The organism is Agrobacterium sp. 16-172Ci, from assembly GCF_053522725.1.
The window spans coordinates 84,552-99,555 of record NZ_JBNWBW010000006.1 but is presented as its reverse complement, the minus strand read 5'-3'; the positions used below and the strand labels follow the sequence as shown (position 1 = coordinate 99,555).

14 protein-coding genes and 1 pseudogene are annotated in these 15,004 nt (G+C 60.9%); 9 read left to right on the top strand and 6 right to left on the bottom strand.

What is annotated here, in order from left to right:
- Nucleotides 1–115 precede the first annotated feature (115 nt).
- Complete coding sequence (locus ACQZ40_RS08785) at nucleotides 116–1,216, top strand: hypothetical protein (RefSeq protein ID WP_448747777.1); 1,101 nt, start codon at nucleotides 116–118, stop codon at nucleotides 1,214–1,216.
- Here the strand turns inward: ACQZ40_RS08785 and ACQZ40_RS08780 are convergent.
- Together ACQZ40_RS08780 and ACQZ40_RS08775 are read right to left on the bottom strand one after the other, a co-directional pair.
- The gene (locus ACQZ40_RS08780; RefSeq protein WP_174035755.1) at nucleotides 1,176–1,637 is read right to left on the bottom strand and encodes a DUF1284 domain-containing protein; all 462 of its coding nucleotides are present in this window, start codon (nucleotides 1,635–1,637) and stop codon (nucleotides 1,176–1,178) included. The two genes, ACQZ40_RS08785 and ACQZ40_RS08780, sit on opposite strands and share 41 nt — an antisense overlap.
- Nucleotides 1,638–1,682: 45 nt before the next feature.
- Nucleotides 1,683–2,363 carry a GntR family transcriptional regulator gene (locus ACQZ40_RS08775; protein WP_448747776.1) on the bottom strand — a complete coding sequence of 227 codons (681 nt, stop codon included), beginning with the start codon at nucleotides 2,361–2,363 and terminating at the stop codon, nucleotides 1,683–1,685.
- 222 nt (nucleotides 2,364–2,585) lie between these two features.
- Between ACQZ40_RS08775 and ACQZ40_RS08770 the strand changes: the two genes are divergently transcribed.
- Nucleotides 2,586–3,275 (top strand): HAD family hydrolase, encoded by a 690-nt coding sequence (locus tag ACQZ40_RS08770; protein ID WP_003520496.1) that lies wholly within the window; start codon nucleotides 2,586–2,588, stop codon nucleotides 3,273–3,275.
- Between the two features lie 13 nt (nucleotides 3,276–3,288).
- Nucleotides 3,289–3,480, top strand: a pseudogene (locus tag ACQZ40_RS08765) (BrnA antitoxin family protein); the annotation flags it as partial.
- 253 nt (nucleotides 3,481–3,733) lie between these two features.
- Here ACQZ40_RS08765 and ACQZ40_RS08760 read toward each other — a convergent pair.
- A complete protein-coding gene (locus ACQZ40_RS08760; RefSeq protein WP_448747814.1) occupies nucleotides 3,734–4,273 on the bottom strand; it encodes a PilZ domain-containing protein in 540 nt (179 codons plus the stop codon).
- Nucleotides 4,274–4,537: 264 nt separating this feature from the next.
- Between ACQZ40_RS08760 and thrC the strand changes: the two genes are divergently transcribed.
- From thrC to ACQZ40_RS08740, 4 genes are all read left to right on the top strand, one after another.
- Complete coding sequence (gene thrC, locus ACQZ40_RS08755; RefSeq protein ID WP_448747775.1) at nucleotides 4,538–5,935, top strand: threonine synthase; 1,398 nt, start codon at nucleotides 4,538–4,540, stop codon at nucleotides 5,933–5,935.
- 21 nt (nucleotides 5,936–5,956) lie between these two features.
- Entirely contained in the window at nucleotides 5,957–7,255 is a 1,299-nt protein-coding gene (locus ACQZ40_RS08750) for a M16 family metallopeptidase (protein ID WP_065654303.1), read from the top strand.
- Nucleotides 7,256–7,348: 93 nt separating this feature from the next.
- The gene (locus tag ACQZ40_RS08745; protein ID WP_174035709.1) at nucleotides 7,349–7,948 is read left to right on the top strand and encodes a GNAT family N-acetyltransferase; all 600 of its coding nucleotides are present in this window, start codon (nucleotides 7,349–7,351) and stop codon (nucleotides 7,946–7,948) included.
- A complete protein-coding gene (locus ACQZ40_RS08740) occupies nucleotides 7,945–10,860 on the top strand; it encodes a sensor domain-containing phosphodiesterase (protein WP_125144714.1) in 2,916 nt (971 codons plus the stop codon). The genes ACQZ40_RS08745 and ACQZ40_RS08740 overlap by 4 nt, the downstream gene beginning before the upstream one ends.
- Nucleotides 10,861–11,056: 196 nt before the next feature.
- Here ACQZ40_RS08740 and ACQZ40_RS08735 read toward each other — a convergent pair whose 3' ends face one another.
- From ACQZ40_RS08735 to ACQZ40_RS08725, 3 genes are all read right to left on the bottom strand, one after another.
- Nucleotides 11,057–12,163, bottom strand: coding sequence for a zinc-binding metallopeptidase family protein (locus ACQZ40_RS08735; RefSeq protein WP_448747774.1), 1,107 nt, complete (start codon nucleotides 12,161–12,163; stop codon nucleotides 11,057–11,059).
- Between the two features lie 168 nt (nucleotides 12,164–12,331).
- A complete protein-coding gene (locus ACQZ40_RS08730) occupies nucleotides 12,332–12,523 on the bottom strand; it encodes a CsbD family protein (protein ID WP_448747773.1) in 192 nt (63 codons plus the stop codon).
- Between the two features lie 108 nt (nucleotides 12,524–12,631).
- The gene (locus ACQZ40_RS08725) at nucleotides 12,632–13,237 is read right to left on the bottom strand and encodes a YqgE/AlgH family protein (RefSeq protein WP_448747772.1); all 606 of its coding nucleotides are present in this window, start codon (nucleotides 13,235–13,237) and stop codon (nucleotides 12,632–12,634) included.
- A 160-nt stretch (nucleotides 13,238–13,397) separates the two neighbouring features.
- Here ACQZ40_RS08725 and ACQZ40_RS08720 point away from each other — a divergent pair, with 160 nt between their 5' ends.
- Both ACQZ40_RS08720 and ACQZ40_RS08715 read left to right on the top strand, forming a co-directional pair.
- Nucleotides 13,398–14,246, top strand: a complete 849-nt coding sequence (locus ACQZ40_RS08720; protein ID WP_065654306.1) for a protein-disulfide reductase DsbD domain-containing protein — start codon at nucleotides 13,398–13,400, stop codon at nucleotides 14,244–14,246.
- Nucleotides 14,247–14,445: 199 nt separating this feature from the next.
- A complete protein-coding gene (locus ACQZ40_RS08715; RefSeq protein ID WP_078051154.1) occupies nucleotides 14,446–14,931 on the top strand; it encodes a peroxiredoxin in 486 nt (161 codons plus the stop codon).
- Nucleotides 14,932–15,004 lie beyond the last annotated feature (73 nt).

Genomic DNA, 15,004 nt, shown 5'->3' with positions numbered 1-15,004 from the left:
TGCGGCGGCCGGCGGGGGAACCCGAAGTCGGGCAAAAACGTTGTGCACAACGGGTTCTTCTGTCCCCGCATATCGGCGCGGCAGGAAGAGCCATTATGGCAGGGGGTAATCCGCAATGGGGTCCGTGATGAAAATGGCTTCTTTTTCCATGAATGTCGTCTGCGCCGCACTTTTCGCAACGGCGCTGCCGGCGCCATCGCAGGCGCAGCAACCGGCCCCGCAATATAACGTCGTCACCGATGCGGTCCTGTTCGATGGCGGCCCCTCGCTCGGCAATAGCGACAGGGTGCGGTGGGATTTCTACAAGGCGGACCGTTCCGGCGGGCTTACCGACGACAATGCCGGCGGCTCCTATGACGCCACCTTCGAGGCGAAACTGCCGGCGGGCAAATATGTCGGGGTGGCGGCGCTGGGCAATGTGACCCGCGAAGTGGCGTTCGAGGTGAAGGACGGAAGCATCGCGAGGCCGAAGGTGAATTTCGACGCTGCGGAATTGACCGTCGTGCCGAAACGTAGCGCCGGCGGCGATGTGGAAACGCAGGCGAAGACGGAAATCACCAAGGACGATTTCAAGGACAGCGTCTACGGTCAGAATACCGTCTTCGTGCCGGCCGGAAACGTCGTCCTCACCGGCAGCATCGGCCCGGCGCGGGCTGAGGAGACGCTTGCCATCAAGGCGGGCGAAAAGATCAGCCACGAGCTGGTCATTCCAAGCGGCGTGGTGATCGCCAAGGCCGTTTATGCGGAGGGCGGCAGGGCTGTGGAAACGGACGATATCCGCTTCGAAGCGATGTCGGCCAAGGAAACGCTGGACGGCACGCGTGAGACCATCAACGGCATTTACGGCACCGGCAAGATCATGGAAATGCCCGCCGGCGATTTCGTCATGCGCGCGCGTCTGGGCAAGGTGACGGTGGAACAACCATTCACCGTGACTGCCGGAAAACGAACCGAAATCACCCTCGATCTCGATGCGGGCGTTCTCGCCATCAAGGCGCCCGGTGCAGAACGGATCGATATCGTTGAAACCACCAGGGATCTTCAGGGCACGCAGAAGGAGATTTCCGGCCGTTACGGCACGCAGCATCAGGAAACCCTGCATCCCGGCGAATATTCGGTGAAGGTGAGCTACGACAAGAAATCCGGCCGCGAGCCGAAGGAGATCAAGGCGACGGTCAAGGCCGCCGAGAGAACCGAGACGGATGTGCCGGAGTAGGTCTCGGCCTCCGGCCGGCCGAAAGCTCCGGACGTTCGCCGATTTTCACGCCTGCGAAACCTGATGCCGCGATACGGTCGCACAGTCTTATCCACTGACAGCCTCGACAGGCAGGCCTGATCTCGCCTGCGGCGAAAGCCAGACGCATCTTCGCAAGAAAGTCGGGCGTTGCCTGCAACCGCTTGCCGGCAGTCAGTGCCTCGCCCAAAAGCGCCGACACCGAAAGGCGGGCTGTCTCATCCCGCTGCACCACGCCTTCGTTGAAACAGTGGGCATGGCTTTCACACAACAGGCCCTCGCAAATATCGTCCGGGCCCTCCACCAGCTCGATATCTTCCTCACCGGCGTTCAGGCGGGCGGCGACACGGTCGTAATTTTCGACGAAGCCGGACGTATATCCCTTGCCCACATAGGTGAGCATACAGAGAAGATGGTGGGGCCGGAGGCGGACGGTCACGGGCCCGCCCTATCCGACGATGGCGAAGGCGTCGCGCACCGAGCCGGACGAGGTGCGGATCGCCTTGCGGCCGATCCATTGCACATGCCCGTCAAGGATACGCACCGCCTCTTCGGCGCGGCCGCCGCGCAGCGCATCGATGATCGCGCGGTGATCGGTATCGGTGCGGCGCTCCCAGCCGGCGCGCCAGGCGGAAAACAGGAAGCGGGCGCTCGCCGCATGCAACCCGTCGATTGCCTCCATCAGGCGCGGCATGTTGCAGGGCGCGGTGATGAGACGATGGAAGCGGCGGTTGGCCTCCTCCCAATGCTGCACATCGACGGCGCTGTCGCCCTCGAGCGTTGCCGCCTCCGCGTGGTCGAGAATGGCGGGCGTCATGTTCGGAATGGCGTGGCGCAGCGCCAGAACTTCAAGGGCGGCGCGCATTTCCGCCACCTCGCGCACATCGTCAAGGCCGAAATCCGCCACCCGGACACCCCGGCGCGGAATGCTGGCGGCAAGCCCCTGCGCTTCCAGCCGGCGGAATGCCTCGCGCACCGGCACATGCGACGCGCCGAATTCGGCGGCGATGTGATCCTGCCGCAACCTTTCGCCCGGCGACAGCTCGCCGCGAACGATGCGCTCGGCGAGCGTGCGGCTGATGCGCGCGGCGATGGTGTCTTCGGGCGTGTTTTTCACTGTCTTGGGCATAACATCCCATAACGCATATGGCGCGACCGTGTGTAGCGGTTTTTGCGCGAAAGAGGAACGCCAAACCAAATATTCGAGGCGGCACAGTCGCTTACTCAGGCCGACCGAGCTATGAGCCTGATGGGACCGACCTTTGCGGGTGAACCGGTTGAGCTTGGCGCGGACATGGTCTAAAAGCCCGGCATCATTTTCTTCCAGCCAAATCCGATACAGGGAGCGCCCATGAGCGGCTTCGACCTCATTATTTTCGACTGTGACGGCGTTCTGGTCGATTCCGAAATCATCGCGGCGCAGGTGGAATCCCGCCTCTTGACCGAAGCCGGATATCCGATCTCCGTAGAGGAAATGGGCGAGCGTTTCGCCGGCATGACCTGGAAGAACATTCTTCTGCAGGTGGAAAGCGAAGCCAGCATTCCGCTCTCCGCCTCGCTGCTCGACAAATCGGAAAAGCTGCTCGACATGCGGCTGGAACGCGACGTGAAAATCATCGAGGGCGTGAAATTCGCCCTGTCGCGCCTGACCACGCCGCGTTGCATCTGCTCGAACTCATCGAGCCACCGCCTCGACATGATGCTGACGAAGGTGGGCCTGAAGCCCTATTTCGCGCCGCATATCTATTCCGCCAAGGACCTTGGAGCCGACCGCGTGAAGCCGAAGCCCGACATCTTCCTGCATGGCGCGGCGCAATTCGGCGTTTCCCCCGACCGCGTGGTCGTGGTCGAGGATTCCGTGCACGGCATCCATGGCGCAAGAGCCGCCGGCATGCGCGTCATCGGCTTCACCGGCGCATCCCACACCTATCCGAGCCACGCCGACCGGCTGACGGATGCGGGCGCCGAAACGGTGATCTCGCGCATGCAGGACCTGCCGGCCGTGATTGCGGCGATGGCGGAGTGGGAAGGCGCTTTTTGAGGAGGTAGCTGTGGTGGCATCCCAGACGCAAAAGGAATTCGTACCCGGCCAAGGCTATACCGAAGCGGATTGGGATGCTGTCGACTTTCCCGAAATGACAGATGAAGAGCTGGCAAATGCGCGTCCCGCGAGGGCCGTTTTGCCGCCAGCTTTTTTTGAGGCTGTGGAGGAGTATCGAAACTCCCGTAGCCGCCCGTCAGCGGAGAAGGCGACGGCTGTGGGAAAACCCTCCGGTTAAAACGCATGGAAAGTCGTAGACCTCTCCTCCGTCATGCCGGACTTGATCCGGCATCCAGTCACGGCGCGTCTGCGCCGTGAGAAGAGTCTTTTGCGATCAATGACTTGATCGCGCTGGACCCCGGATCAAGTCCGGGGTGACGGAATTCGGACCTTTGCGCGCAATCAGAACCGAAGCCTGCCGAGCAGCCTCCGGTTTTTTTGACATTTCGCCCGTCAAATCACCGGCGCTTGGTCTTGGCCTTTGCGCCCTGCTCCGCGAAGCCGATGAAGACGCTGACCGACTTCGGTGCGCCGCCCGGTCCGTTGGGGATGGCGACGTGGTCGTTGTTGAAGATGAACTGCGTGCCGGCCCCGCCTGCCGGAACATCGACGGCAAAGGCGGTGGTGTCGCCGTATATCTCGCCGTCGCCGTCCTTCACCGTCACGCGGATCGGCACGGTCACGCGGCCGGGCTTGGCCATCGGGCCGGGAACGAGGCGGCCCTGGGCCAGCACGTTTACGGTGAGCGTCGATTCATTGGCGGTGCACGAACGCGTCGTATCGGACAGCGAGACCTGATAGGCGAGTTTCTGCGGATCGTCCTTGGCGCCACCGGCGTAGACGCGATGAACGGCGTTGGCATCGAGAACCGTCACGGCCGGGCAATTGGCCTGAACCACGGCAGCCGTCGGTGCGGCCTGCGCCGCCGGCGGGTTGACGGCAAGCGAGTCCGACGGGTTGGAGGAATTGCATCCTGCAACAACGACGAGAAGCGACATCGCGGCGGACAAACGCAAGAAATTCCCTGACACTCTTCTAAATCCTCTCCCTTGTCCCGGAACAGAACCGGAGACGCTGTTTATTGACCTTTCACCCAGGTTGGCGATGGTCTATAGCAGCGACGCCGGAAAAAATCGATTGGCATGTTCGGTTTTGCTTGAATTTTCAGAAAAGCCCTTCATTAGCTCGCCAATCGCCTCATTCCGGTGAGACGCTGCGGACAAAGACGCCGATCGCATCGGTAACGGATAAGGGACTATCTCGTGGAATATGTATCGACCAGGGGTGCGGCCCCTTCGCTTGGTTTTTGCGACGCGCTTCTGGCGGGCCTTGGCCGTGACGGCGGGCTTTACGTTCCGCGCAAATGGCCTTCCATGTCGAAGAAGGAAATCCGCAACCTGCGCGGCAAGTCCTATCAGGATGTCGCCTTCGAGGTTCTCTACCGTTTCACCGGCGGCGAGATTCCGGCAGACAAGTTCAAGGCGATGATTGACGACGCCTATGCGACCTTCCGCCATCCTGCCGTCGTGCCGCTGACGCAGACCGGCCCGAACACCTTCGTTCTCGAGCTTTTCCACGGCACCACGCTCGCCTTCAAGGACGTGGCGATGCAGCTTCTCGCCCGCCTGATGGACTATACGCTTTCCGAACGCGGCGAGCGCGCCACCATTGTCGGCGCAACCTCGGGCGATACCGGCGGCGCGGCCATCGACGCCTTTGCCGGGCGCGAGCGCACCGATATCTTCATCCTTTTCCCGAACGGCAAGGTCTCTCCGGTGCAGCAGCGCCAGATGACGACCTCGACCGCTTCCAACGTGCATGCGCTGGCGATCAACGGCAATTTCGACGATTGCCAGACGCTGGTGAAGGAGATGTTCAACGACGTGAAGTTCCGCGATGGCGTGAAGCTTTCCGGCGTCAACTCCATCAACTGGGCGCGCATCATGGCGCAGGTGGTCTATTATTTCACCGCGTCGCTTTCGCTCGGCGGCCCCGACCGGAAGATTTCCTTCACCGTTCCGACCGGCAATTTCGGCGATATCTTCGCCGGTTACGTCGCCAAGAAGATGGGCCTTCCGATCGACAAGCTCGTCATCGCCACCAATGACAACGACATTCTGGCGCGCACGCTGAAGACCGGCCGTTACGAGATGCGCGGCGTCAAGCCGACCACCTCGCCTTCGATGGACATCCAGATTTCATCCAACTTCGAGCGGCTGCTGTTCGAAGCCTATGGCCGTGATTCCGCTGCGGTAAAGGCATCGATGGACGGCCTCAAGCAATCCGGATCCTTTGAAATTCCGCCGCACGCGCTGAAATTCATCAGACGCGATTTCCGCGCCGGCCGCGCCACCGAAAAGCAGGTGGCGGCAACGATCCGCGACACGCTTGAGAAAACCGGCTACCTGATCGACCCTCATACGGCGACCGGCGTTTTCGTGGCGGAAAAGTACGAAAAGGCGTCAAGCCCGATGGTCGTTCTGTCGACCGCTCACCCGGCTAAATTCCCGGCCGCTGTAAAATCCGCTTGCGCAATCGAGCCTGCGCTTCCAGTATGGTTAGCTGACATTATGAACCGGGAGGAGCGTTTCGACATTCTGGATGCGGAGCTCAAAGCCGTGGAAACCTTCATCGGCAAAAACGCACGCGCCGGCAAATAGAGACGCGGAAAGACGTTGAGTATGAGAGTAAATGTGACCCGGCTTTCGTCCGGGTTGACCGTTGTGACGGAAAAAATGCCGCATCTCGAAAGCGTCGCTCTTGGGGTGTGGATCAAATCCGGTTCCCGCAACGAGACGACTGCCGAACACGGCATCGCCCATCTTCTCGAACATATGGCTTTCAAGGGCACGGCGCGCCGCACTGCCCGGCAGATCGCCGAAGAAATCGAAAATGTCGGCGGCGAAGTCAACGCCGCGACATCGACCGAAACGACCTCCTACTACGCCCGCGTCCTGAAAGACCACGTTCCCCTCGCCGTCGATATCCTTGCCGACATCCTGACGGAATCGCTGTTCGACGAAGACGAGCTGGAGCGGGAGAAAAACGTCATCCTGCAGGAAATCGGCGCGGCGACCGATACGCCCGACGACGTGATCTTCGACAATTTCTCCGGTGTCGCCTATCGCGACCAGACCATCGGCCGCCCGATCCTCGGCACGCCGGAAACCGTTCAATCCTTCACCACCGGCCAGATCAGGCATTATCTCGCCCGCAACTACACGACGGATCGCATCTTCGTCGTGGCGGCCGGTGCTGTCGATCACGAAAGCTTCGTGAAGCAGGTGGAAGAGCGTTTCGCCTCGCTGCCGCAGCTGCCCATTGCCACACCGGTTATGGAAAAAGCGATCTATACCGGTGGCGAAATCCGCGAAACCCGCGACCTGATGGATGCGCAGGTGCTCCTCGGCTTCGAGGGCAAGGCCTATCACGCCCGCGATTTCTATTGTTCGCAGATTCTCGCCAATATACTGGGCGGCGGCATGTCCTCCCGCCTGTTCCAGGAGGTGCGCGAATATCGCGGCCTCTGCTATTCCGTCTATGCATTCCACTGGGGCTTTTCCGATACCGGTATCTTCGGCGTGCATGCGGCCACCGGCGGCAACGACCTGCCGGAACTGGTGCCCGTCATTCTGGAGGAACTTCGCAAGTCCTCGCAGACCATCCATCAGGAAGAAATCGACCGCGCCCGGGCGCAGATTCGCGCGCAGCTGCTGATGGGCCAGGAAAGCCCGGCCGCCCGCGCCGGCCAGATGGCCCGCCAGATGATGCTTTACGGCCGGCCCATCCCCAATGAGGAGATGATGGAGCGGCTTGGCGACATCACCCGCGCGCGCCTGACCGATCTTGCGGGACGGCTGTTTTTCGATACAGTTCCGACATTGTCCGCAATTGGCCCGCTCGAACATCTGCCGCCTCTTTCCGACATCACTGCGGCGCTTTCCGCGCAGCAGCCCGCAAGGATAAAGGCGAACGGATAAACCGATATGAGAGCGGGATTTAAAGGCGAAGACCGCTCATCTTTTTCGCCATCCCGCTCGCGGATGGCGATGTCTGCCGCACAGGGATCGTGAATGCTGCGTTTTCTTTCCCGACATAGCGACACGCCCGAACTGCGCAACGCCAATCACCTTCTCAGACTGCCGCGCTACGGCGATTTCAAGCAATGGCATGTGCTGCGCTCCGAAAGCCGGCAGTTTCTCCAGCCCTGGGAGCCGACCTGGCGGCCAGACGAACTGACGGAAGGCGCCTTCCGCATGCGCGTGGTACGCAATGGCCAGGAATTTTCCTCCGGCACCGCCGTTTCCTTCCTGCTGTTCGAGAAAGAAACGCTGCTGGTCGGCGGCATCACCATCGGGTACATCCGCCGGGGTGCGGCGCAAAGCTGCATGATCGGATACTGGATCGGCGAGCGGCACGCCGCCCAAGGCCATATGTCTGCCGCATTAAAATTGGTAATACCATACATCTTTAACGGACTTCAGTTGCACCGTATCGAGGCAGCCTGTATTCCGGAAAACTTCAAAAGCATCCGGCTTCTCGAAAATGCCGGGTTCCAGCGGGAAGGCCTCCTGCGGGAATATCTGAAAATCAATGGCCAATGGCGGGATCATATGATGTTTTCCCTTCTTGCCGACAAGCAAAGCTCCGGCGGAACGAAGTACGATACATGACCTACAATCACACTGCGCCTTGCCTTGCGAAACGTCTGGCGGCAATCGCGCTGGCTGCGCCGTTTTTCCTGCTTTTCCTGCTTTTCTCTTCCTATTCCTACGCCTTCGAGCCGGTGAAGATTTCCCGTGACGACACGGCGCTCGACCTGACGGCCACCACCGATATCTATGCCAACCAGGGCGAAGCCTTTCAGGTCTCGACCGCGCCCGGACCGGACGGTATCCGCCGCCGTATCGAGGTGCGCGCCAGTTCCACCGACCACCAGGGCGACTGGGCGGTTTTCGCACTCGCCAACGTCTCCGAAGAGCAGCTGGAGCGCGTGATCGTCGCGCCGCATTTCCGCCTCGTGAATTCCAAGCTGTTCTGGCCCGATCTCGGCTCGCAGCGCATCATGGCGATCACGCCGAGTGAGGGCTTTGCGCTCGACCGGCAGCCGAGCCCGGATGCCGACGTGTTCCGCATCACCCTCAATCCCGGCTCCGTCATCACCTTCGTCGCCGAGCTTTCCACGCCGCAGCTGCCGCAGCTTTATCTGTGGGAGCCGGAGGCCTACAAGGACACGATCAACGCGTTTACGCTCTATCGCGGCATCGTGCTCGGCATTGCCGGCCTGCTCGCCGTGCTTCTGACCATCCTTTTCGTGGTCAAGGGAACCTCCGTTCTGCCGGCCTCGGCCGCGCTCGCATGGGCAGTTCTAGCCTATATCTGCGTCGATTTCGGCTTCCTCGAAAAGCTCATCACCGTCACCTCAAGCGATCAGCGAATATGGAGGGCGGGCGCGGAAGTGGCGCTCGCCTCCAGTTTCGTGGTCTTCCTGTTCACCTATCTCAATCTCAATCGATGGCATGCGCATCTCGGTTATGCGACCTTTGCCTGGGTGGTGGGTCTGGCGCTGCTGTTCGGCGTCGCCATCTACGATCCCTCGGTCGCCTCCGGCATTGCGCGCGTGTCCTTCGCGCTCACCGCAACGGCCGGCATCGCCCTCATCGTCTATCTCGGTTTCAACAAATATGACCGGGCGATTTTGCTGGTTCCCTCCTGGGCGCTGATCCTCGTCTGGCTGTTCGGCAGCTGGCTGACGGTGACGGGACAACTGGACAACGACATCGTGCAGCCGGCGCTCGGCGGCGGGCTGGTGCTGATCGTGCTGTTGATCGGCTTCACCGTCATTCAGCACGCCTTTGCCGGCAGCGCCTATCAGCAGGGTCTCTTCTCCGATCTCGAACGCCAGTCGCTGGCCTTGACAGGCAGCGGCGATACGGTGTGGGACTGGGATGTGACGCGCGACCGTATTGTCACCACGCCCGACATTTCCAACCGGCTGGGGCTGGAACCCGGCGCCATGCACGGTGCGGCACGCAACTGGCTGCCGCGCCTGCACCCTGATGACCGCGACCGGTTCAAGGCGACGCTCGACGTGCTGCTTGACCATCGCAAAGGCCGCCTCAACCACGAATTCCGCATTCGCGCCGAAGACGGTCATTTCCACTGGCTGCAAATCCGCGCCCGCCCGGTTCTCGGCTCCAACGGCGAAATCATCCGCTGCGTCGGTACCATCACCGACATCACCGAGCAGAAGAACTCCGTCGAGCGGCTGTTGCAGGATGCGATGAACGACAATCTGACCGGGCTTCCGAACCGGCAGGTTTTCCTCGACCGCCTGCAATCGATCCTCAACCTGTCTTCCGACAGCGACGGCGTGCGCCCGACCGTGATGGCCATCGATATCGACCGCTACAAGCTGGTCAACGATACGCTCGGCATTGCCGCCGGTGACAATATCCTCATTGCGCTGACCCGTCGTCTGCGCCGCCTGTTGAAACCGCAGGATACGCTGGCGCGTCTTGGCGGCGATGAGTTCGGCCTGATCCTGACCTCGGAGCGCGATCCGCAGCGTGTGGCCGATTTCGCCGATGCGGTGAACAAGGCGATCATGGTGCCGATCAATTTCGCCAATCGCGAAATCATCCTCACCGCTTCCATCGGCCTCGTTTCGTGGATCGACCAGCAGGAAAGTGCGGCAGGACTCTTGAGCGATGCGGAACTCGCCATGTATCGCGCCAAGCGCGCTGGCGGAAACCGCGTCGAGCCCTTCCGCCCTGCCTTCCGCACGTCGGGCACCGACCGGCTGCAAATGGAAAGCGACCTTCGCCGCGCCATCGAGCGCAAGGAGCTGTCGCTGGCCTACCAGCCGATCGTCAAGCTCGACGATGGCGAGCTGGCCGGTTTCGAAGCGCTGATGCGGTGGGAGCACCCCAAGCGCGGCAATATTCCGCCGAGCGAGTTCATTCCGATTGCGGAGGCCTCCGGCCTGATCGAGCCGCTCGGCATGTTCGCGCTGGAACGGGCGGCGACCGATCTGATGGACTGGCAGCACGCCATCGAGAAGATGCCGATCTTCATTTCCGTCAATATTTCCAGCGCGCAACTGCTGAACAATGAATTGTACAACGACGTGCGCGGCATGCTGACCCGCACGCGCTGCAATCCGCAGCAGCTGAAGCTGGAACTGACGGAATCCGTCGTCATGGAAAACCCGGAGCAGGCGCGGCTGGTGCTTTCCAAGCTCAAGGAGACGGGCTTAAGCCTCGCCATGGACGATTTCGGCACCGGCTATTCATCGCTTGCCTATCTCACCCGCTTCCCCTTCGACACAATCAAGCTCGACAAGGCGCTGGTTGCCAATACCAGCGACAAGCGCAATGTTCTCCTGCGCTCCGTCATCGCCATGGCGCGGGCGCTCGACATGCAGGTCGTGGCGGAAGGCATCGAGACGCCCGAGGATGCTGCCGAACTGGCGCGCATGAACTGCCATTTCGGCCAGAGCTTCCTGTTCGGCACTCCGGTTTCGGGCGATGCGGCGCTGAAGCTTCTGCGAGAACGGTTCCAGCCGACGAAGCGGGCTTCGTAAGCGGAGTATTGGAACGCGAGGTAGGCTACCTCCGTCATTCCGGCCTTGAGCCGCAATCCAGCCGCCGCGCGTCTGCCCGGCGGAAAGACTCCTTTCAGCCCAAGGACTTGGGCTGGCTGGATACCGGCTCAAGGCCGGTATGACGGGAGAAGAAAACCGCGCTTCTCCTGATCAGGACACTCCGCCTGCCGCACATTTACTGCACTACCGCATTCTGCACGGCCATCGGCGACTCATCCGCCGTCACCCTCCCATGCAGCAGGTCATGAATGAATTCCATCTTCACCACCACCGGCGGTGTCAGCACGAAGGGATAGAGGTCAGCCTCCCCCATGCTGCGCTGGATGGAATTGATGGCGACACTGAGCGGAATCCACGCCTTGACCAGCTGCGCGGCGCTGCGGGCTTTGTAAGGATCAAACGTCACCTCGGCCGCCATTTCCTCATGCCCATCAGGATCGATTGCGACGCCGAAGGCGCGCGCCGTCTCCAGCGTATCGACGATATGCAGATAATGGGCGAAACACTCGGCGAAATCCTCCCACGGGTGGACCGAGGCATAGGAGCTGATGAAGCTTTCCTGCCAGTCGGGGCGTGGTCCGCCATCGTAATTGCGTTGCAGGGCAGCGCCGTAATCCTCGCGCTCATCGCCGAAGACGGCGCGGCAGGCTTCCAGCCGGTTTGCGTCCCGCACCAGCTTATTCCAGATAAAGTGCCCTACCTCATGGCGGAAATGGCCAAGCATGGTGCGGTAGGGCTCGTTCATATTGGCGCGCACCTGCTCGCGCGTTGCATCATCAGCCTCTGCGGCGCGAATGGCGATGAGGCCCTCATCGTGACCGGTCATGGCGGGAATGACGGAACCATCGGGCGCCACCGCATCCACCAGAAAGTCGAAGACGAGGCCACCGGCAGGGTCCGCATCGCGGTTGGGATGCGGCAAGCCAAGCCGCAGGATCGAATAGAACAGATGCCGCTGAGCCTGGCTGATGCGGCGCCATTGCTCAACCCCCTGCTCCGTCGCAATATCAGGCACCAGGCGATTGTGGCTGCAAGCCGGACAAAAGGCGCTTTCGCTTTCCGCCGGCACCGACCAGTTGCAGATGTCGTTCACCTCATTGGCGCAGAACCGCACCTGTTTTTCCGGCTGCGCGACGATCTGCCAGTTCGGTTCACCCGCGGGCGCCAGCGCCTCCATGGAAAGCCGTTCCGGCACAAAGGCCAGGCGATGGCCGCAGGCGACGCAGAATCGATTGTCGAAATGAACAGGCTGGCCGCAGGATGCGCAGGAGAAAAGCTTCATGGATGAAACCCTTGCGATGGTTCGGGAGAAGGAAGGAAGACATGAAATGCGAAGGCGACTGCGTGGCGACTGGATCGCCCTATTCCCTCACACGACAAGAGCGCATGTGCGAGAACACATGCGCTCCGCGCGCCGCATCGTGAGAGAGGCGTCATGCTTCATTCGGAATTACATGCGGTCGACAGCGCCCTTGACGGCATCCTTCGCCTTGCCAACGGAGGTCTGAACCTTGCCCTTGGTTTCCTGGGCCGCACCCTTGGCGCGCAATTCATTATTGCCCGTCGCTTCACCGACGCTCTTCTTCACCTTGCCAGCAACTTCGTTGGCTTTACCGGAGATCTTGTCAGATGTGCTACCCATATTACTGCTCCCTAGTTGAGCCGTACTGTCTGTTCGGCTTTCCGCGTTAGTAACGTCAGGGGTCAGGATTTGGTTCCAGCCAAAAAATGGTCGAGAATAAAAGTGGGTTCAGGCGTGTCCGGCATCCGTGGAGAGCATGCGGGCATCGACACCCATCAGGGCCAGCGCCCGCTCATATTTATTGTCCAGGCCACGGTCGAAAATCAGCTCTTCCGCGGCGGGGCAATTCAGCCAGCCATTATTGGCGATCTCGTTTTCCAGCTGGCCCGGACCCCAGCCGGCATAACCGAGCATCATGGTCGCCTTTTGCGGGCCGCGACCGTTGGAAATGGCGCGGACGATATCGAGCGTTGCCGTCAACGAAATGTCATCGCTGACCGGAATGCTGGATTCGCTTAAATAATCATCCGAATGCAGCACGAAACCCCGGCCGGATTCCACCGGGCCCCCGCACTGGATCGGGAATTCGCGGGTGCGGTTGGGCAGCATGATGGCGTCGTTGCTGTCCACCAGTTTCAGGTGCAGCAGAATATCCGTAAAGGTGATCTGCTGCGGCCGGTTGATGATGAACCCCATGGCGCCGGCATCCGAATGGGCGCAGATATAGATCACCGAACGGGCAAAATTGCCGTCGTCCAGCCCCGGCATCGCGATGAGGAACTGACCATCGAGAAAGCCACGTTCGCGTTTGTCCATCAGGGTTGAAAAGCTCACCGGCGCCTCCAGCAGACCGCATTCCGTCATTTAACGAAAACGGCGTTCGCACTTCGACAAAGGACAGGATGCGGCATCGCGCCCGATCAATCAACCGAAAATGATGAACCGCACGAATTCGTAACTGGTCCCCCGGGCGATGTTGGGTTAGACGGAAAGCATGAGCGCCAGAATATTCTTTCGATTTTCACATTTCCGTTTTGCAGCGGCATTTGCTGCCCTACTTGGCGGCGCTGAAGCCGCCCAGGCCGAGATTACCGACTGGGCGAGAAGCGAAGGCGGCCAGATGCGCGTGGCGAGCCTTGCCATGGATGCCGACGGCGTGGTGCGCGGCGTGCTGCAGATCGAGCCTAAGGACGGCTGGATCACCTATTGGCGCGAACCGGGCGAAGCGGGCATACCGCCGCAGATCACGCCCGATCCGGCAAGCGGCGTAACGCTCACCACCATGGCCTATCCGGTTCCGAAGCTGATCGAAAACGGCGACATCACCGATATCGGCTACGACCACGCCGTCAGCCTTCCGTTTCAGCTGAAAGCCACGGACCCGGCGGCAGGCGGGAAAATCGATCTCACCGCCTTCATCGGCGTGTGTCAGAATATCTGCATTCCCTTCGAGGCGAAGTTTTCAATCGAGCGCGGCAATGCCGGTGATGACGACCACGAGGAGCGGCGATTGCTGGAGGAGGCGCGCGAAACGCTGCCCGAGGCGGCCTCCGACGATTTCAAGGTGATCGATTTCCACATCACGCCCGACAAGACCATGCTCGGCGTGCAATTGCAGCTTCCGGAAAACGCGCCGAAGGAGACCGAAATCTTCATCGCCGGTCCCTCGGGCTTTGCCTATTACGAGCCGCAGAACCTGGTGCGCGACAAGCGCAAGCTCTCCTTCTACATGAACATCAAGGGCCTGCCGAAAACCTATCAGGTGCAGGGCAATAGCTGGCCTATCCTGGTCAAATCCGGCGATCGGGCCATGGAAACCATGCTGAACTTCCCGAAACCCTGAGCAGCGTTTCAGCGCTGGAAACCAGCTCGAAAACCGCATGGCAGATTTCATTTCCGTGCTCAGGATCCTGTCAGCTTCATTCTCAATCTGACGGGATCCGGACGCCTTGTTTTCGTTTGTCTGCCCGGGAAAACCGGGTTCCACTTTTCCCTGCCAAACTCTATAGTCGCGCGAACCGAACGGCTATAGGAGCACGGACATGACCATCAAGATCGGCGAAAAACTGCCTTCCGCAACTTTCAAGGAAAAGACGGCCGACGGCCCGGTGGAAACCACCACGGACGCGCTTTTCGGCGGCAAGAAGGTGGTTCTCTTCGCCGTTCCCGGCGCTTTCACCCCCACCTGCTCACTGAACCATCTGCCGGGTTATCTCGAAAACCGCGACGCCATTCTTTCCAAGGGCGTGGATGACATCGCCGTCGTCGCCGTCAATGACTGGCACGTGATGGGCGCATGGGCGCAATCCTCCGGCGGTCAGGGCAAAATCCACTTCCTCGCCGACTGGGACGCGGCTTTCACCAAGGCGCTCGGCCTCGATGCCGATCTTTCCGCCGGCGGCCTCGGCGTGCGCTCCAAGCGCTATTCGATGCTGGTGGAAGACGGTGTGGTGAAGTCGCTCAACGTGGAAGAGAACCCCGGCCAGGCGACGGTCTCTGCCGCTGCGGCGATGATCGAGCAGCTTTGAGGGCGAGCCTGGTCCCTCGTTGCATGTAAAGGCTCCTGCTTCCCGTCATGCCGGACTTGATCCGGCATCCAGC